At 36.6% G+C, this 18,523-nt stretch carries 19 protein-coding genes; 17 read left to right on the plus strand and 2 right to left on the minus strand.

The genetic code is table 11. The features are described 5' to 3' along the window. Positions 1 to 2 precede the first annotated feature (2 nt). Positions 3 to 875, minus strand: a complete 873-nt coding sequence (locus NSQ40_RS01165) for a Cof-type HAD-IIB family hydrolase (RefSeq protein WP_367899872.1) — start codon at positions 873 to 875, stop codon at positions 3 to 5. Positions 876 to 1,308: 433 nt separating this feature from the next. Here NSQ40_RS01165 and NSQ40_RS01170 point away from each other — a divergent pair, with 433 nt between their 5' ends. From NSQ40_RS01170 to uvsE, 14 genes are all read left to right on the plus strand, one after another. Continuing rightward, a complete protein-coding gene (locus NSQ40_RS01170) occupies positions 1,309 to 1,419 on the plus strand; it encodes a DUF3948 family protein (protein WP_018782013.1) in 111 nt (36 codons plus the stop codon). Between the two features lie 77 nt (positions 1,420 to 1,496). Beyond that, positions 1,497 to 1,607, plus strand: a complete 111-nt coding sequence (locus NSQ40_RS01175) for a DUF3948 family protein (protein WP_018782014.1) — start codon at positions 1,497 to 1,499, stop codon at positions 1,605 to 1,607. Between the two features lie 77 nt (positions 1,608 to 1,684). After that, a complete protein-coding gene (locus NSQ40_RS01180) occupies positions 1,685 to 1,795 on the plus strand; it encodes a DUF3948 family protein (protein WP_033797748.1) in 111 nt (36 codons plus the stop codon). A 69-nt stretch (positions 1,796 to 1,864) separates the two neighbouring features. After that, complete coding sequence (locus NSQ40_RS01185; protein ID WP_016117022.1) at positions 1,865 to 1,975, plus strand: DUF3948 family protein; 111 nt, start codon at positions 1,865 to 1,867, stop codon at positions 1,973 to 1,975. Between the two features lie 69 nt (positions 1,976 to 2,044). After that, the gene (locus NSQ40_RS01190; RefSeq protein WP_016117023.1) at positions 2,045 to 2,155 is read left to right on the plus strand and encodes a DUF3948 family protein; all 111 of its coding nucleotides are present in this window, start codon (positions 2,045 to 2,047) and stop codon (positions 2,153 to 2,155) included. Positions 2,156 to 2,491: 336 nt separating this feature from the next. Next, positions 2,492 to 3,610 carry a 4-hydroxyphenylpyruvate dioxygenase gene (gene hppD / locus NSQ40_RS01195; protein WP_097786756.1) on the plus strand — a complete coding sequence of 373 codons (1,119 nt, stop codon included), beginning with the start codon at positions 2,492 to 2,494 and terminating at the stop codon, positions 3,608 to 3,610. Positions 3,611 to 3,687: 77 nt separating this feature from the next. Then, entirely contained in the window at positions 3,688 to 4,644 is a 957-nt protein-coding gene (locus tag NSQ40_RS01200; RefSeq protein WP_003194522.1) for a fumarylacetoacetate hydrolase family protein, read from the plus strand. Beyond that, positions 4,610 to 5,779, plus strand: coding sequence for a homogentisate 1,2-dioxygenase (locus tag NSQ40_RS01205; RefSeq protein WP_033795826.1), 1,170 nt, complete (start codon positions 4,610 to 4,612; stop codon positions 5,777 to 5,779). The genes NSQ40_RS01200 and NSQ40_RS01205 overlap by 35 nt, the downstream gene beginning before the upstream one ends. 379 nt (positions 5,780 to 6,158) lie before the next feature. Next, entirely contained in the window at positions 6,159 to 7,574 is a 1,416-nt protein-coding gene (locus NSQ40_RS01210; protein WP_097786755.1) for an amino acid permease, read from the plus strand. A 108-nt stretch (positions 7,575 to 7,682) separates the two neighbouring features. Continuing rightward, the gene (locus tag NSQ40_RS01215) at positions 7,683 to 8,957 is read left to right on the plus strand and encodes an MDR family MFS transporter (protein ID WP_097786754.1); all 1,275 of its coding nucleotides are present in this window, start codon (positions 7,683 to 7,685) and stop codon (positions 8,955 to 8,957) included. 447 nt (positions 8,958 to 9,404) lie between these two features. Then, on the plus strand, positions 9,405 to 10,490 hold the full coding sequence (locus NSQ40_RS01220; protein WP_018767130.1) for a D-alanine--D-alanine ligase: 1,086 nt from the start codon (positions 9,405 to 9,407) through the stop codon (positions 10,488 to 10,490). A 61-nt stretch (positions 10,491 to 10,551) separates the two neighbouring features. Then, complete coding sequence (locus NSQ40_RS01225; RefSeq protein ID WP_003205599.1) at positions 10,552 to 11,928, plus strand: UDP-N-acetylmuramoyl-tripeptide--D-alanyl-D-alanine ligase; 1,377 nt, start codon at positions 10,552 to 10,554, stop codon at positions 11,926 to 11,928. Positions 11,929 to 12,233: 305 nt separating this feature from the next. Continuing rightward, complete coding sequence (locus NSQ40_RS01230) at positions 12,234 to 13,832, plus strand: DEAD/DEAH box helicase (protein ID WP_033797746.1); 1,599 nt, start codon at positions 12,234 to 12,236, stop codon at positions 13,830 to 13,832. An 89-nt stretch (positions 13,833 to 13,921) separates the two neighbouring features. Continuing rightward, complete coding sequence (gene uvsE / locus NSQ40_RS01235) at positions 13,922 to 14,884, plus strand: UV DNA damage repair endonuclease UvsE (RefSeq protein WP_003205602.1); 963 nt, start codon at positions 13,922 to 13,924, stop codon at positions 14,882 to 14,884. Here the strand turns inward: uvsE and NSQ40_RS01240 are convergent. Then, positions 14,877 to 15,449, minus strand: coding sequence for a rhomboid family intramembrane serine protease (locus tag NSQ40_RS01240; protein WP_018767126.1), 573 nt, complete (start codon positions 15,447 to 15,449; stop codon positions 14,877 to 14,879). The two genes, uvsE and NSQ40_RS01240, sit on opposite strands and share 8 nt — an antisense overlap. A gap of 92 nt (positions 15,450 to 15,541) precedes the next feature. Here NSQ40_RS01240 and acpS point away from each other — a divergent pair, with 92 nt between their 5' ends. From acpS to alr, 3 genes are all read left to right on the plus strand, one after another. Next, on the plus strand, positions 15,542 to 15,901 hold the full coding sequence (gene acpS, locus NSQ40_RS01245) for a holo-ACP synthase (RefSeq protein ID WP_003194538.1): 360 nt from the start codon (positions 15,542 to 15,544) through the stop codon (positions 15,899 to 15,901). Between the two features lie 156 nt (positions 15,902 to 16,057). Next, positions 16,058 to 17,005, plus strand: coding sequence for a LolA family protein (locus tag NSQ40_RS01250; RefSeq protein ID WP_029427332.1), 948 nt, complete (start codon positions 16,058 to 16,060; stop codon positions 17,003 to 17,005). A gap of 281 nt (positions 17,006 to 17,286) precedes the next feature. Next, the gene (gene alr / locus NSQ40_RS01255) at positions 17,287 to 18,456 is read left to right on the plus strand and encodes an alanine racemase (RefSeq protein ID WP_097786753.1); all 1,170 of its coding nucleotides are present in this window, start codon (positions 17,287 to 17,289) and stop codon (positions 18,454 to 18,456) included. Positions 18,457 to 18,523 lie beyond the last annotated feature (67 nt).

Here is an 18,523-nt window from a genome sequence, read left to right on the forward strand (position 1 = left end):
TTTTATTTGCTTGAGGATGGTTGTTTTAGTACATACTGTTCAATTGCATGAGCAACACCATGCTCGTCATTTGTTAATGTAACAACATCACATAATTTCTTTACATCTTCTTCAGCATTCCCCATAGCAACAGATAGGCCGGCTACCTCTAGCATTGGTACATCGTTAAAGTTGTCTCCAATGGCAATCGTATCTTGAATTGGAATATTGAAATAAGACGCCATTTCTTGTAATCCATTTCCTTTATGACCATACTTGTCCATAATTTCTAAATTTGTCGGAGCCGATGCTGTAACCATAATTTCTTTATCTTCTTGTAAAGACTGTAGTAGTTGTGAGCGATGCTCTGCGTCAAACGTCAAAATAAAGAATTTCGAGATTTCTAACTCTGGATTATTTACGACATCTTCGATTTTTTTGAAATCAGTAATTAAGTTCGCTTTTTTTTGCTTCTCTGTAATTCGTTCCAGTTCTTCAATTGTGACATCAAGTGCATGCTTATTTTCTTCGAATGCATGCATTACTTTTTCATTCCAATTATAAGGAGAATAAACTCCTTTATTTGTGTACAACTTATATGGAAATCCTTCAGATTCTAGTAATTTAGCAAGCTTGTATACTTTAGCATTTTGTAAACAACGTGCGTTAATTACTTTTCCATCAACGTAAACAATTGCCCCATTGCTTGCTCCAACTGGAAGTGATAATTGATACTCTTCCAATAGTTTTAAAGCATCTTCTTTTGCACGACCAGAGCAAATCATTACAACATGACCGGCTGCTTTAGCATCACGAATAGCTTGTAAATTTTCCTTGGAGATTTCAAGATTAGATGATAGTAGTGTACCATCCATATCTAGTGCGATTAATTTCAAACTGACCACCTCTTTGTTTTTTATTATACATAGTTATCTTGAGGAAACATATAAACTTATCTTGGGCTTTATGGAAATGTTAATGAGACAAACTTTAAAATGATTCCGAAAGAGTATGATGAGGGAGCAAAATTGAAAAGGTGCTCGTTCTACTACGTTTTATTTCGATTTGTAACCCTAATGTTACATTAATGTTACAAGTGTGTATGTGTTGGAAACCGCTGTATAAAGGGGTTTATAAAAAAAATTAATAATATCGTAAAAAAAATGTAATAAATTTTATGTATTTATATTGCAGTATGAAAAAACTTATGTTACATTAATGTTACAAACGTTACACAAGTTAATTTAATGTAACGTTAAGATAAAAACTATGAATTAATCATTTCTTGGAAATTACATATAAATATCTATTAATAAGGAGAGAGTAAATATGAAAATTGAACAAGTATTACAAGTAACAAAAATGGACTTCTTAGGATCAGCAGGTGGAGCAGCAGTATTAACAGCATTGATCGTACTTCTTTCTAACGTTTTAGTATAATAGAAATTTTGTATAAGCAGTAGAACGGATCGCATCACATAAAAAGAAAGTTATAAGTTGAAGGGAGAATGGGAAACATGGAAAACAAACAAGTATTACAAGTAACAAAAATGGATTTCTTAGGATCAGCAGGTGGAGCAGCGGTACTAACAGCATTAATCGTACTTCTTTCTAACGTTTTAGTATAATAGAAACTTTGTGCAAGCAGTAGAACGGACAGTACCAAATAAAAATAAAGTTATGAATTGAAGGGAGAATGGGAAGCATGGAAAACAAAGAAGTATTACAACTAACAAAAATGGACTTATTAGGATCAGCAGGAGCAGCAACAGCATTAACAGCATTCATCGTATTTCTTTCAAGTGTATTAGTATAATAGAAGTTTTGTACAAGTAATAGAGCAGAATGAAGAGTGCAAAATAAAGCTGAAAGGGGAATGGGAAACATGGAAAACAAAGAAGTATTACAATTAACAAAAATGGACTTATTAGGATCAGCAGGAGCAGCAACAGTATTAACAGCATTAATCGTATTTCTTTCAAGTGTATTAGTATAATAGAAGTTTTGTACAAGTAATAGAGCAGAATGAAGATTGCAAAATAAAGCTGAAAGGAGAATGGGGAATATGGAAAACAAAGAAGTATTACAAGTAACAAAAATGGATTTATTAGTATCGGCGAGTGGAGCAGCAGTATTAACAGCGCTCATTGTATTCCTTACAAATGTATTAGTATAATGAATATAGAGAAACAGAATTACCTATATCTTATTAAGACAATTATCCTAAAAAAATAAAGGCCCTAACGTATTATAGATGTTTAATATGTTAGGGTCTTTTTGTTTTTGAGGTAATAAAGAGACATACTACCAGCTTTGATTATGTTGTTTTAAATAGAAAAAAGTCGAATTTTATATGGGAGAAAAAAAGAGGGATTTGACAGAAAAGATAGAAAACTTTAAAAGTCAGAAATTTGTTAGCTTGCTAACTAATTTTTTTATTGGTAGATGGAAGCGTTTTCGGATGGTTCTAAGTATGTAACATTCAATTTATTTACAGGGGGATGAGGAATTTATGAAACAAAAATCTATGGATACGTTAGCTGCACAAATGGAGGATTTCTTTCCGGTACGTGATGTCGATCATTTAGAATTTTATGTAGGAAATGCAAAGCAATCAAGTTATTACCTTGCAAGAGCGTTTGGATTTAAAATTGTTGCCTATTCGGGATTAGAAACAGGGAATCGTGAAAAAGTATCTTATGTTCTCGTGCAAAAAAACATGCGTTTTGTTGTGTCTGGGACTTTAAATAGTGATAGCCGTATTGCAGAATTTGTAAAGATCCATGGTGACGGAGTGAAAGACGTAGCTTTACTTGTTGATGATGTTGAGAAAGCATACTCAGAGGCTGTAAAACGAGGTGCGGTTGCGATTGCTCCACCTGAAGAGTTAACAGATGAACAAGGAACATTAAAAAAAGCAGTAATCGGTACGTATGGCGATACAATCCATACGCTAGTAGAGCGTAAAAATTATAAAGGAACATTTATGCCTGGTTATGAGAAGGTTGATTTTGATATTCCGAGTGACGAATCAGGTTTAATTGCTGTAGACCATGTTGTTGGTAACGTTGAAAAAATGGAAGAGTGGGTTAGCTATTACGAAAACGTTATGGGCTTTAAACAAATGATTCATTTTGATGATGATGATATTAGCACGGAGTATTCCGCGCTAATGTCAAAAGTTATGACAAATGGAAGCCGTATTAAGTTTCCAATTAATGAACCGGCAGATGGAAAGCGAAAATCACAAATTCAAGAGTACTTAGAGTTTTATAACGGTGCAGGTGTACAGCATCTTGCATTGTTGACAAATGATATTGTGAAAACGGTTGAAGCGCTTCGTTCAAACGGAGTTGAATTTTTAGATACACCAGATACGTATTATGAAGAGTTAACAGCACGCGTTGGGAAAATCGATGAAGAAATTGATAAGCTAAAAGAGCTTAAGATTCTTGTGGATCGTGATGATGAAGGGTACTTGCTACAAATTTTTACAAAGCCAATTGTAGATCGCCCAACATTATTTATCGAAATTATTCAGCGTAAAGGTTCTCGGGGATTCGGAGAAGGAAACTTTAAAGCTCTATTCGAATCAATTGAAAGAGAGCAAGAACGACGCGGAAATCTATAAAAATTTACTTATCAGTGGGGGCTGTGTCTCCCACTGATAAAAGTTTCATTTTGTATAAATAGTGAGGAGGAAAATTGATGAAATTGATTACATTTCGTCTTCCTTCAGGAGAGATGCGAGCTGGTTGGCTGGAAGGTGACAAAGTAATTGATATGAATATAGCAAGTAATGGCACTCTTCCTTCATCTATGCTTGCTTTTTTAGAGAAAGCAGATGAGTATGTAGAAATAGCCCATGGTATTCGAAAACCAACAAGTGGCATGTACGCTTTGGAAGATGTGCAGCTTTGTGCAGCCATCCCAAACCCAGGTAGTATTCGTGACTTTTATGCATTTGAGCAACATGTCAAAACGGCTCGTGGACGTCGTGGATTAGATGTTGTTCCAGAGTGGTATGATATTCCGGTTTTTTATTTTACAAATCACCGTGCTGTCATCGGGCCAGAAGTTACAGTTTCTTGTCCGAAACAAACTCAAAAGCTTGACTATGAGTTAGAAATCGCTTGTGTTATTGGGAAAGAGGGAAGAAATATTTCGCGTGAACAAGCAGAAGAATATATTTTCGGTTATTGTATTATGAATGACTGGAGCGCAAGAGATTTGCAAGCTGAGGAAATGAAAGTAGGGCTTGGTCCGGCAAAAGGAAAGGACTTTGCTACTTCATTAGGAGCTTATCTTGTTACAAAAGAGGAGTTAGATGTTTATCGCACTGGTGAACGTTATAACTTAGAAATGACTGCCCATGTGAACGGGGAGCTTTTGTCTAAAGGGAATTTCCGAGATATTTACTATACGTTTGCAGAAATGATAGAACGTGCTTCGCAAGATGTTACGTTATATCCAGGAGATGTAATTGGTTCTGGCACGGTTGGCACTGGTTGTATTTTAGAACTTGGTACAGAAAAGTGGTTACAAGATGGTGACGTTGTAGAACTTACGATCACTGGACTAGGTACATTGCGTAACACAGTGAAACAAGAAACGAAAGCGGGTGATGGGCATGTATTATCGTCACATGGGGGAGCTTCCTCATAAACGACATGTACAATTTCGTAAAGAAGATGGATCACTTTATCGTGAACAGGTGATGGGAACGAAAGGTTTCTCTGGTACACAATCTATTTTGTATCATCATTATATGCCAACTGAAGTAGGACATGCTGCGTTAGCGCATTCTTGTCAGTTACAGTATGAAGAAGATGTGGCGCTTGCTCATCGTCATTTTCGCACGAAAGAGAATAGAAAAACTGGAGATGCGGTAAGTGGGAGGAATTTTATATTAGGAAATGAAGATTTATTAATTGGTGTTGTTAATCCGACAGAAAAAATGGATTATTTTTATCGTAATGGTGATGGAGATGAAATGTTATTCGTTCATTATGGAACTGGGAAAATTGAGACAATGTTTGGAACGATTCATTACCGGAAAGGTGATTATGTAACGATTCCAATCGGAACAATTTACCGAGTTATTCCAGATGAAGGAGAGTCTAAGTTCCTTGTTGTAGAAGCGAATAGCCAAATTACAACACCGCGTCGTTATCGTAATGAGTATGGTCAATTATTAGAACATAGCCCTTTCTGTGAAAGAGACATTCGAGGGCCGGAAAAATTAGAGACATATGATGACAAAGGCGAGTTTGTTGTCATGACAAAGTCGAGAGGTTATATGCATAAACATGTTATGGGGCATCATCCTTTAGATGTTGTCGGATGGGATGGATATTTATATCCTTGGGTCTTTAATGTAGAAGATTTTGAACCGATTACAGGCCGTATTCATCAGCCACCGCCAGTTCATCAAACTTTTGAAGGTCATAACTTTGTTATTTGTTCTTTTGTGCCGCGTTTATATGATTATCATCCGGAAGCAATTCCAGCACCGTATTATCATAGTAACGTAAATAGTGATGAAGTTCTTTATTATGTAGAAGGGAACTTTATGAGCAGAAAAGGTGTAGAAGAAGGTTCAATTACACTCCATCCGAGTGGTATTCCACATGGGCCGCATCCCGGGAAAACAGAAGCAAGCTTAGGGAAAAAAGAAACAATTGAATTAGCGGTTATGATCGATACGTTCCGTCCGCTCCGTATTGTGAAACAAGCGCATGAAACGGAAGATGAGAAGTATATGTATAGCTGGATTGAAGAAGGTTCATATACTAAATAAAGTGAAACTTCCATCAGGGGAGGCTCACTGCCCGTAAATAGCGAGATAAAAGAAAGAGGCATGCTCATAAAATGATTATGCCTCTTTCTTTGGTTGGAATCGACAATTTATAGAATATCAAAAATAATTATAAAAAGATATAGGGATATAGTTATATGTATTGTTTGTATATTATTTATCTTTTTATGTCGAATTACGAATTTAATATGGTTAAAAACCTAAATGATGGAAATGATTGTGTGTTGATTGCATTTTATTCTACTAGCTGATGAGATATTTTTCTGCTTATTTCGACAAAAGTATTGACTAAAAAATATGTTATGAGTAAAATAAGAAATAATTAAAATTTTCAGAAAATTAAAATTTAGAGGTGCATGCTATGAAGCGAATTTTTCAAAAAAAGCCAATTGCAAAACTAATGCAAGAAAGTAAACAGAAAACATTAGCTAGAACATTGGGAGCATTGGATTTAACAATGCTTGGAATTGGGGCTATTGTCGGGACAGGTATTTTTGTTCTTACGGGTGTTGTGGCAGCGAAACATTCTGGACCAGCTATCATTTTATCATTTGCTATAGCTGCGTTAGCTTGTGCCTTTGCTGCATTCTGTTATGCAGAATTTGCATCTTCTGTTCCGGTTTCGGGAAGTGTTTACACGTATACGTACGCAACGATGGGAGAGGTATTTGCATTTTTAATTGGATGGGATTTAATGTTGGAATATTTATTAGCAACATCTGCGGTAGCCAATGGATGGTCTGCTTATTTCCAATCTTTGTTAAAAGGTTTTGGGATTCATATTCCGACCATTTTATCTTCTGCTCCTGGAACAGGAAAGGGTGGCCTTATCGATTTACCAGCTGTTATTATCATTTTAATTATGACTGCCCTTTTATCTAGAGGTGTACGTGAAAGTGCTCGCGTAAACAATATTATGGTTTTTATTAAGCTAGCAGTTGTATTACTCTTTATCTTTGCTGGTTTTAATTATGTAAAGCCGGAAAATTGGACGCCGTTCATGCCATTTGGTCTTGATGGTGTAATGGCTGGGGCTGCAACGGTATTCTTTGCATTCATTGGATTTGATGCTGTATCAACGGCAGCGGAGGAGGTAAAACGTCCGCAACGCGATTTACCAATTGGTATTATAGCATCATTACTTATTTGTACGATTCTTTATATCGTTGTTTCACTTATTTTGACAGGAATTGTACCTTATGGTCAGCTGAATATTTCTGATCCAGTAGCTTTCGCACTTCAGTTTATTGGACAAGATGGTTTAGCAGGTGTTATTTCGGTAGGAGCAATTACAGGGATTACAACTGTAATGTTAGTTATGATGTATGGGCAGGTTCGTGTTTCATATGCAATGAGTCGCGATGGGTTATTACCAAAGCGTCTTGCGAAAGTTCATCCGAAATTTAAAACACCGTTTTTAAATACATGGACGACAGGAATTATCGCAGCACTTATTTCGGGGCTTATCGACTTAAATGTATTAGCACACCTTGTAAATATGGGAACATTATCGGCATTTGCTCTTGTAGCAGTTGCGGTTATCGTAATGAGAAAAACACACCCAGATTTACCACGTGTTTTTAAAGTGCCACTTGTACCAGTTTTACCTGCATTAACGGTTATCTTTTGTGTATATTTAATGCTTCAATTATCAGGAACCGCATGGATGAGTTTCGGCATTTGGATGGTGATTGGTGTAGCATTTTACTTCTTATATAGTCGAAAGCATAGTGTTTTAAGTAATAAAAAAGATGAGGAGAATGCAGCGAATTTATAGGAAAAAGATCCGTTCTAAATAGAATAGAACGGATCTTTTATTTTGAAAATTTACATTTTTCTAAAATTAATATAAGATAAGGAGTGGTTGATTAAAGGGGTGTTGTAAATGAAAAAGACATGGCGTGAATTACAAGCAATGGACCGTAATGTGTGGATTCGTTTTATAGGAGAAACACTGAATGGAATTGCAATGATGATGTTAATGCCATTTTTTGCATTGTATTTAAAAGATAAAGTAGATTCTTTATTACAAGTAGGGATTATTATGGCGCTTTCTCCTATTGCGGCAAGCTTTGGTTCGCTTATAGGTGGCCGAATTGCTGATATATATGGTAGAAAACCTATTATGATATTTTCGATGGCAAGTAATGCATTGTTGATGCTCGGTTTTTTATTTATAGAAGGATTTATTCCTTATGCTATTTTGTCTATTTTTTTAGGGTTAAGTAATTCATTATTTCATCCAGCAGCATCGGCGATGGTAGCGGATGTCACAGCGCCTGAAAAGAGGACGGAGGCATACGGTTTATTGCGAATGGGGCATAATATTGGCGCGGCAATCGGACCGATTATGGGTGCTTCTGTAGTTGTACTTTCGAAAAACCTTGTATTTATTATTGCTTCCTCTACAATGCTGCTTTATGCACTTCTTGTGTTAATGCTTATTCAAGAAACGATGCCGAGAACTGCATTGAAAGAGAACGGGAATACGAAAAAGGAAGCAGAATCTGTTTGGAAAGTTGTTTTGAGAGATAAGGTACTTATGATTTATTTATTGGCTGGTATTATTATTTCCATGGGTTTCTCGCAAACAGAAGGCATGCTCCCCCTTCATTTTGATAATGAAATGAAAGAAATCTTTGGGAAAAATAACCCATATCCATATTTAATGGCTTTAAACGGCTTGTTAGTTGTCTTATTCCAATTCCAAATTTCAAAATGGGCAACAGATAAACCAGTTGGAAAGACGATGTTATATGGGGCATGGTTATTTGGAATCGGGCTGTTATTCATCGGTTGGCTTCCAAGGTGGTTTGGTGAATTTGGAACAGAGGGTACGGTTATTTTAATAACATTACTTGTTGTCTATGCGGTATATACGCTAGGTGAAATGATTATGTCTCCTGTACAAATGACATTTGTTGCAAATTTGGCACCAGAGCATTTACGTGGAACATATATGGGGGCGGCAAGTTTGCAGTGGATTACAGGGAATGCGTTCGGCCCGCTTCTTGGCGGACTACTACTTGATCGATCGCTTGGGCATGTATTGTTTACGATTTTAGGAGTGGGGTGTGTAATAGCCGGTCTTGTATATATTTCTTTAGATCACCTTGTAGAACAAAGACAAAAGGGAAATGTGGCGAAACAATCTTCTTAATCAATAGGTGACATACACAAAAAACAGCATTTCTTCATATATATTAGATACATAACTAGATCAAGGGATGACACAGATTTGGTGCAAGAAAAGGATATGAATTTACAATAGCTGTTCGTAAAAATGCAATTGGTGAAACCGTTCTGCCATTTATCCCGCTATTTGCGGGCAGTAAGACCCCCGCCTCAAAATTCAGCAAAAGTAAAGAAGTTAGGTGGGGGGGAATTGCCCGTAAAAGCCGGATTCGTTCAACTAATAATCAGTGAGGGATGAAGAAAATCCCCACTGATTAAAGTTTCACCTTATGGAAGTTTCATTTTATCGCGCTATTCGAAGGTGGTAAGACTCCTATTGAGAAAAGTTTTACTTTATTTCAAATAGGAACTGCCTATTTTTATAAAAAGTGCTAAAATAGAAAAATGAAAACAATTGGTTAGGGTGATTTCATTGACGAAAATTAAATTAGGTTTATTATATGGTGGGAAATCAGCAGAGCATCAAGTTTCATTACAAACAGCTCTTGCTGCTATTAAAGCATTAAATCAAGAAAAATTCGAGATTCATCCAATTTATATTACAGAGCAAGGCCAATGGATGCGTGGTGAACGCATTGAAGGTGAAGTAACGAGCGTGCAAGCATTGCAAATGAATGGAGAGGAAAATGCAATTTCTCCAGTATCATTAAGTACAGAAATTATACCTTCTTCTTCTAAGCAAGAAGAGGCAATTGATGTTATTTTCCCGCTGTTACATGGACCGAATGGTGAAGATGGAACAGTACAAGGATTATTAGAGTTAATGAATATTCCATACGTTGGTAACGGTGTATTAGCATCAGCTGCTGGTATGGATAAAGTTGTTATGAAAAATATCTTTGCTGAAGCTGGATTGAAACAAGCGAAGTATGCATCTTTCATTCGCAGTGTATGGGAGAAAAATTGCCAAGCAGCTTATGAAAAGGTAGAAGAAGTATTAGGCTACCCATGCTTTGTCAAACCAGCGAACCTTGGATCAAGTGTTGGTATCAATAAATGTAAAGATCGTGAAGAATTAGAAAAAGCATTTGAAGAAGCGTTCCAATTTGACCGCAAAATTATCGTAGAAGAAAATATTGTAGGTCGTGAAGTGGAAGTTGGCGTTTTAGGTAATGATGAGCCAAAATGTTCTGTTATCGGTGAGATTGTACCGAAGAAAGAGTTTTATGATTATAAATCAAAATACATTGATGGCGATACGGCATTAATTATTCCAGCTGAAGTTACAGAAGAAGAGTCAAAGGCGATTCAAAGAGATGCAATTCGTGCATTCCAATCTTTAGATGGTGCTGGATTAACAAGAGCGGATTTCTTCTTAACGAAAGATGGGGAAGTATATATTAATGAAGTAAATACAATGCCAGGATTTACGCCATTTAGTATGTTCCCGCTGCTATGGCAACACACGGATTTGCCATATCCGAAGTTAATTGAAGAATTGATTCGTTTGGCAATTGAGCGTCACGAAGAAAAGCAAAAAATTAAATATACAATCTAACAAAAAAGGGGGAAGCACTATTCAAGAGAATAGTGTTTCTTCTATGTAAGGAGTGGTATGTATGATGAAACGAACGTTAAAACAAGTAGAGCAAATGGTAATGGGTGTAGGTTTAGCGGAAAAATACGTTAATGAAACTGTACAAGGTGTATCTATTGATACAAGAAAAATTACAACAGGAAACTTATACATTCCGATTCAGGGTGATCGCTTTGATGGTCATTCTTTTGTAGAAAAAGCAATTGAAAATGGCGCTGTAGCTACGCTTTGGAAAAAAAATGTGCAAAATCCTCCTGTGAATATACCAGTGATTTTTGTAGAAGATACATTAGAAGCGCTGCAAACATTAGCAAAAAGCTATCGTGATCAGTTAGATGTAAAAGTTATAGGTGTAACAGGAAGTAACGGTAAAACGTCTACGAAAGATATTGTGACAAGCCTCCTTGCAACCAAATTTAAGGTTCAAAAAACAGAGGGGAACTTTAATAACCATATCGGTTTGCCGCTTACTATTTTAAGCCTAGAAGAAAATACAGAAATGGCTGTATTGGAGATGGGAATGTCGAGCCGAGGTGAAATTGAATTTTTATCTAAGTTAGCTCGCCCGAACGCTGCAATCATTACAAATATTGGGGAAGCACATTTGATGGATTTAGGATCTCGCGATGCGATTGCTGAGGCGAAACTTGAAATTGTTACAGGATTACAGGATGGTGGAGTATTTGTATACAATGGTGATGAACCGCTTTTAACAAATCGTGTTCCGAGCATGAACCTAGCTGCGGAGACAATTACATTTGGTGATGCAAGGGCGAATAATTATTATCCAACATCTGTAACGTTGCAGGCGACAGGAACGTACTTTAAGATGAATCAGGATGAGAATATCGTGTTCTATCTTCCAGTTCTTGGGAAGCATAATGTGTATAATACACTTGCATCAATGGCGATTGCGAAATACTTCGGTGTAACGTGGGAAGAAATGAAGCAAGGTTTAGTAACACTTCAAATGACAGGTATGCGAATGGAAATTGTGAAAACAGAAAATGGGTTAACAATTATTAATGACGCATATAATGCAAGTCCAACAGCTATGGAAGCTGCCTTTCATTTAATGAATGGTTTAGACGGATTTTCTAAAAAAATTGTTGTTCTTGGTGATATGCTAGAGCTTGGAGACCAAGAGGTGCAATTTCATTATGAAGTTGGTAAGTTAATTGACCCTGCACGAATCTCCTATGTATTTACGTACGGTAGACTGGGGGCGCAAATTGCTGAAGGAGCAAAAATTAACTTCCCTAATGAACGTGTAAAAGTATATGACAATAAAGAAGAGCTTGTGAAAAATTTACAAGAAGTCGTTGATGTGAAAGACGTTGTATTAGTGAAAGCATCTCGCGGAATGAAGTTGGAAGAAGTTATTACGATGTTGAAATAATTGGTGCGTGTAAATAGGGATGATAGATACAAAAATAGTGGAAACTGCTAATAAGCGCTTACAGTAAAAAATAAAAAAATAAAAGTGAAGAAAAAAGCTCTTTATATGAAATAAGGTAACAGTTGGGTTTGCTTTTTGCACATACAAAACTTATAATTGATAAAGTGTAATAACGTTTAGAAGTATTTTCGCGAAGAATATACGCCCGTTTATATACGTGAGCATTCAGGAAAAGGGCTTTTCCGCAAATTCGGAAAACGCCTTTTTTTAAATGATAAGTATAGGATAGAAAAGGAGAAGTAACATTGACAACATTTCGAGAATTAGGATTAAGTGATTCTTTACTGCAATCTGTTGAAAGTATGGGCTTTGAAGAGGCTACGCCAATTCAAGCTGAAACAATTCCACATGCATTGCAAGGTAAAGACATTATTGGGCAAGCACAAACAGGTACAGGGAAAACAGCAGCATTTGGATTACCACTATTAGATAAAGTGGATACACATAAAGAATCAGTTCAAGGTATTGTTATCGCGCCAACGCGTGAATTAGCAATCCAAGTTGGAGAAGAACTTTACAAAATTGGTAAACATAAACGTGTTCGTATTTTACCAATCTATGGTGGCCAAGATATTAACCGCCAAATTCGTGCTCTAAAAAAACACCCACACATTATTGTTGGTACGCCGGGTCGTATTTTAGATCATATTAACCGTAAAACACTTCGTCTACAAAACGTAGAAACTGTTGTTCTTGACGAAGCAGATGAAATGTTAAACATGGGTTTCATTGAAGATATTGAAGCAATTTTAACAGATGTGCCAGAAACACATCAAACATTATTATTCTCAGCAACAATGCCAGACCCAATCCGTCGTATTGCTGAGCGCTTCATGACTGAGCCTCAACACATTAAAGTAAAAGCAAAAGAAGTAACAATGCCAAACATTCAGCAGTTCTATTTAGAAGTGCAAGAAAAGAAAAAGTTTGACGTGTTAACACGCTTATTAGATATACAATCTCCAGAGCTTGCGATTGTATTTGGTCGCACAAAGCGTCGTGTGGATGAGTTATCAGAAGCTTTAAACTTACGCGGTTATGCAGCAGAAGGTATTCATGGTGATTTAACACAAGCGAAACGTATGTCTGTATTGCGTAAATTTAAAGAAGGTTCTATTGAAGTTCTTGTTGCAACAGACGTTGCGGCGCGTGGTCTTGATATTTCAGGTGTAACACACGTATATAACTTCGATATTCCACAAGATCCAGAATCATATGTTCACCGTATTGGTCGTACTGGCCGTGCTGGTAAAAAAGGTATTGCAATGCTATTTGTAACGCCACGTGAATCAGGACAATTAAAAAATATCGAACAGACAACAAAACGCAAAATTGACCGTATGAATGCACCGACACTTGACGAAGCATTAGAAGGTCAACAACGTTTAATCGCAGAAAAACTTCAAAGCACAATTGAAAGTGATAACTTAGCATACTACAAACGTATTGCAGAAGAAATGTTAGAAGAAAATGATTCTGTAACTGTTGTAGCAGCTGCTTTAAAAATGATGACAAAAGAGCCAGATACAACACCGATTGCTTTAACATCAGAGCCACCAGTTGTTTCAAGAGGTTCTAAAAAGCGCGGTGGTAACGGAAATGGATACCGTGATGGTAACCGTAACCGTAGTCGCGATGGACGCGGTGGAGATGGTCGTAATCGTGATCGCAACCGTGATGGTCGCAATCGTGACGGTAACCGTGATGGTAACCGTGATGGTAACCGTGATGGTAATCGTGATGGTAATCGTAACCGTGGTCGTAAAGGTGAAGGTCAGGGGCGCCCAGGATCTTCAAATGGACGCGGCGAAAGAAAACATCATAGCCGTAAGCCACAAGCTTAATAAAAAAGAGGATGACCAAAAGGTCATCCTCTTTTTTATTTGTGTAATTGTGCATACTACAAGTAAGTTGTATAGAAAAGAGGGACTTTATGCTTGTAAGACTTGGTTATGTAGCGATGAGTGTACATTTAAACAATGCATCTCCATCTCAAACGATGACATATGCACAATTTCAACGTATTAAAGATCGAGAGGCGGCGATTCATAAACTTGAAAGAATTGCTAATTCTAATTTAGAAAATTGTTTACGGTTATTAAAGCATAATAAGGGACATGATATAGCATTTTTTCGGCTTAGTTCAAAGTTAATTCCTCTAGCAAACCATGAAGAATTGTTGGATTGGAATTACATTCGTCCTTTAAAAGAGAAATTAAAAGAAGTGGGTGAGTATGCGAATCGGATGAAGATGAGGATCGATTTTCATCCTGATCACTTTGTTGTGCTAAATTCACCGCAAGAAAATATTTTAAAACAATCAATAAAGACGCTTCAAATGCATCGGAAATTATTGAAAGGAATGGGCATACAGCGGAGTCATCGCGCTGTGTTACATGTTGGTGGTGGATATGATGATAAAGAACTTGCGTTAGAACGTTTCATTGAAAATTGGTCAAATGTTCCTGCAAGTATTCAAGAAATGATTATGTTAGAAAATGATGATACGACCTTTTCATTAAAAGAAACACTATATTTAGGTGAAAAATTGGCAGTTCCAGTCGTGTTTGACCTGCATCATCATATGATGAATAACGATGAAGAAGATTGGTATGAAGATTGGGAGCGTGTAGTAAATACTTGGAAAACATCTTTATTACCAATCAAAATGCATATTTCCAGCCCGAGAGAAGGCAATGATCCTCGAGCGCACGCAGACTTTATTAATGCAGATACATTTCTATCCTTTTTACAGAAAATCAAAGGTAGCGTTTCGCAAATTGATTGTATGATTGAAGCGAAAAAGAAGGATGAATCTTTATTTCGATTAATACGAGATCTTGGTACAAAATCAGAGGTGGAAATGATTGATGGCGGGAGCTTTTATATTAAATAAGCTCTACACCATCGTTTTTTTTTGCTAAAAATGGAGTGCAAATACCACCAATTAGTAGTCCGGTTAAATGGCTAATGGGATTAGCGGACGGATTGAAGAATGTGAAAAGAAGTAATAGTAATATAATTGAAGAAAAGAAAATTAACTCTTTTGGTTGAGAAGACCGATAGCGACTATATAAAAGAAAAAGCTGTGCACCGAGTAATCCGAAAATTCCACCTGATGCGCCGGCATGAACATACCCGATGGGCATAATAATATAAGAGAAAATATTGCCGCTAATGCCAGCAGTAAAAAATAAAATAGGGAATCGAATACTCCCTAGTTGTTTTTCGATAGATTGACCGAGAAGAAATAGACAAATGCTATTGGAAAGAAAGTGCTGAAAGTCTACATGTATAAATAGAGAAGTTATAAATCGCCACCATTCTCCCTTAGAAATATATTCATTGTAAGCAGCTAAAGTAGGGAAGAAAAGATCTCCTATTATCATCATGATTAGTTGCAAGAAAAGTAAAGAGAGAATGACGGGTTGTAAGGTGGTTCGCATATAGGGTATTGGCATTTTATATTTTCACTCCTTTTGCATCAGAAAGATTCTCTGTTATTCTTACAATATGAATGAAGGAATACAAATAGAAGAAGGGGAATTTTGAAATGATTATAGGGATCGGAATTGATATTATCGAACTAAATCGAATTGAAAAAATGCTAGATGGAAAGCTTAAATTTATGGAGCGTGTTTTAACTGAGGAGGAACGTAGTGTTGCTTCTAAATTAAAAGGGAATCGTCTTGTAGAATTTGTAGCGGGAAGATTTGCAGCGAAAGAAGCGTATTCTAAAGCTCTTGGAACAGGTATTGGAAAAGAAGTAAGTTTTTTGGATATTAAAATAAAAAATGATGATAGAGGTAAGCCAGTTCTTATTGCAAATACAGAGCACATCGTTCATCTATCAATCAGTCATAGTAGAGAATTTGCAGTGGCACAGGTTGTTTTAGAAAGCTCGTCACGCTAGTCTGCATATTTTACATCTTTGTCTCATATATTTGATTTAGCGATAAGGAAGAAATATCTTCCATTCATTTATAGGGGCAAAGGGGCTGAAATGATGAAAAGGCGGCTATTTTTAGTTATTGTCGGTTTATTGACCGTTTTCGTGTTAGCGGGTTGTATGGAAAAGAAACAGGAAGACATCGTGCGAGATTTAGAAGCGAAGGTTAAGAGTATGAAGAGTTATCAAGCTGAAGCAAAGTTATCTATTAAAACGGGGAATGAACCACAAGAGTATAACGTGGAAGTTTGGCACAAAGAACCTTCTTATTATCGTGTGAATTTAAAAAACACGAAAAAGGATCAAAGCCAAATTATTTTACGAAATAATGAGGGTGTTTTTGTATTAACACCAGCTCTTAATAAAAGTTTTCGATTTCAAAGCGACTGGCCGCAAAATAGCAGCCAAGCTTATTTGTATGAGTCACTTGTAAGAGATATTTTAAATGATAAGAATCTTTCATTTGAGAAAACGGATAAATATTATGTGTTTAAAACAAAAACGAATTATCACCATCAAAATATGCTGCCGAAGCAAGAGATTAAATTTAATAAAAGTGATTTAGCGCCTGTTTCGGTAAAATTGATGGATAATGATCAAAATGTTCTTGTGAAAGTAGATTTTTCAAAAGTGAAGTTTGATACAAAGTTTGATAAGGGGGCATTTGATACGAAACAAAATATGTCCAGGGCGCAAGTGGATGTGCAAACAACAGCGAAAGAAGATAAGCCATTTGCTATTTTATATCCACGTGATACTCCGCAAGGGATGGTTTTAAATGAAGAAAAAGAGTTAAAGACAGACAGTGGTAAGCGTGCGATACTCACATACACTGGAAATAAGAAATCCTTTACATTGATACAAGAAAAAGCGAAGGTTGCTGAAGCTTCAGCGTCAATAAGTGTAAGTGGAGAGTTAGTCGATCTTGGCTTTACAATTGGTGCTCTAGCGAAAGACTCATTAACATGGTCGCATAACGGAGTGGAATATATGCTCGTGTCTAAAGATTTAAAACCAGATGAGCTGTTAATGGTAGCTCGTTCTGTTGCAGAAAAGCAGGTGAAATAAAGTGGAAATTCCATCAGTGGGGGATTCCAAATTGATGGAAAGTCATCACAAATCAGGCTTTTACGGGCAGTTACTCCCCATCTATTTTCTTTGTTTTTCTCTAAATCTTGAGGGTGGGGTTTTAATGCGCGTGAATAGCGGGATAAACTTTTAAGGCGTGGTGATGTATATGCACCACGTTTTTTCTTGTCTTGAGGAATGGATTTCATAAAAAGACGAATATAAAAGAATGAGCTTCGCATATCGTATATAAGGAAGTGTTTTTTAAGGAAGTGTTTTTTATGGAAAAATCATCGTTTTACCGTGATACGTGGGTAGAAGTAAATTTGGATGCAATTTACAATAATGTAACGCACATTAAAGAAATCATTCCGGAAAGTGTCGAGATTTTTGCTGTAGTGAAAGCGAACGCATATGGACATGACTATGTTCTAGTAGCAAGAACAGCATTAGAAGCAGGAGCAACAAGATTAGCAGTTGCTTTTTTAGATGAGGCACTAGTACTTAGGCGCGCTGGGATTACTGCACCAATTTTAGTAATAGGTCCTTCACCGCCACGTGATGTGAATGTAGCTGCTGAGAATGATGTAGCACTAACTGTTTTTCAAAAGGAATGGGTTGAAGAAGCAGTAGAAATTTGGGATAGCCCGTTCCCGATGAAGTTTCATATTAACTTCGATAGTGGTATGGGTAGAATTGGGATTCGTGAACGTAAAGAGCTAAAAGAGTTCTTACGAAGCTTAGAAGATGCCCCCTTTTTGGAGTTGGAAGGGATATATACGCATTTTGCAACAGCAGATGAAGTAGAGACATCTTACTTTGATAAGCAGTATAACACTTTTTTAGAGCAACTTAGTTGGTTGAAAGCATTCGGGGTGAATCCAACATTTATTCATACGGCAAATAGTGCAGCTACTATGCGATTTGATGGAATTACATTTAATGCAGTTCGAATTGGAATTGCAATGTATGGGTTATCACCTTCTGTAGAAATACGCCCTTATTTACCAATTAAATTAGAACCTGCTCTTTCACTTCATACAACAGTCGCACATATTAAACGAGTCATTAAAGGTGATAGGATTAGCTATAATGTCACATATCGGACGAAGACAGAAGAGTGGATTGCGACAGTACCGATTGGATATGCAGATGGTTGGCTTAGACGACTACAGGGATTTGAAGTGCTCGTTCAGGGGAAAAGAGTTCCTATTGTAGGTCGGATTACAATGGATCAATGTATGTTGCATCTTCCCTGTGAAGTACCACTTGGAACAAAGGTTACCCTGATTGGACAGCAAGGTGATGAGTACATTAGTGCAACTGAGGTTGCCGAGTATTCAAATACCATTAATTATGAGATTATCGCGACAATTAGTTTTCGTGTTCCACGTGTATTCATACGACATGGGGAAGTGGTAAAAGTAATAAACTATTTAAATGATATATAAGCAAACATCTTTGTGATAGTTCCTACTTGCTAGTTATCAATGATGATGGGGGCTCCCGTTCGTGGAA

It is taken from the genome of Bacillus sp. FSL K6-6038 (assembly GCF_038050455.1).
In the GTDB taxonomy this organism is placed as follows: domain Bacteria; phylum Bacillota; class Bacilli; order Bacillales; family Bacillaceae_G; genus Bacillus_A; species Bacillus_A pseudomycoides.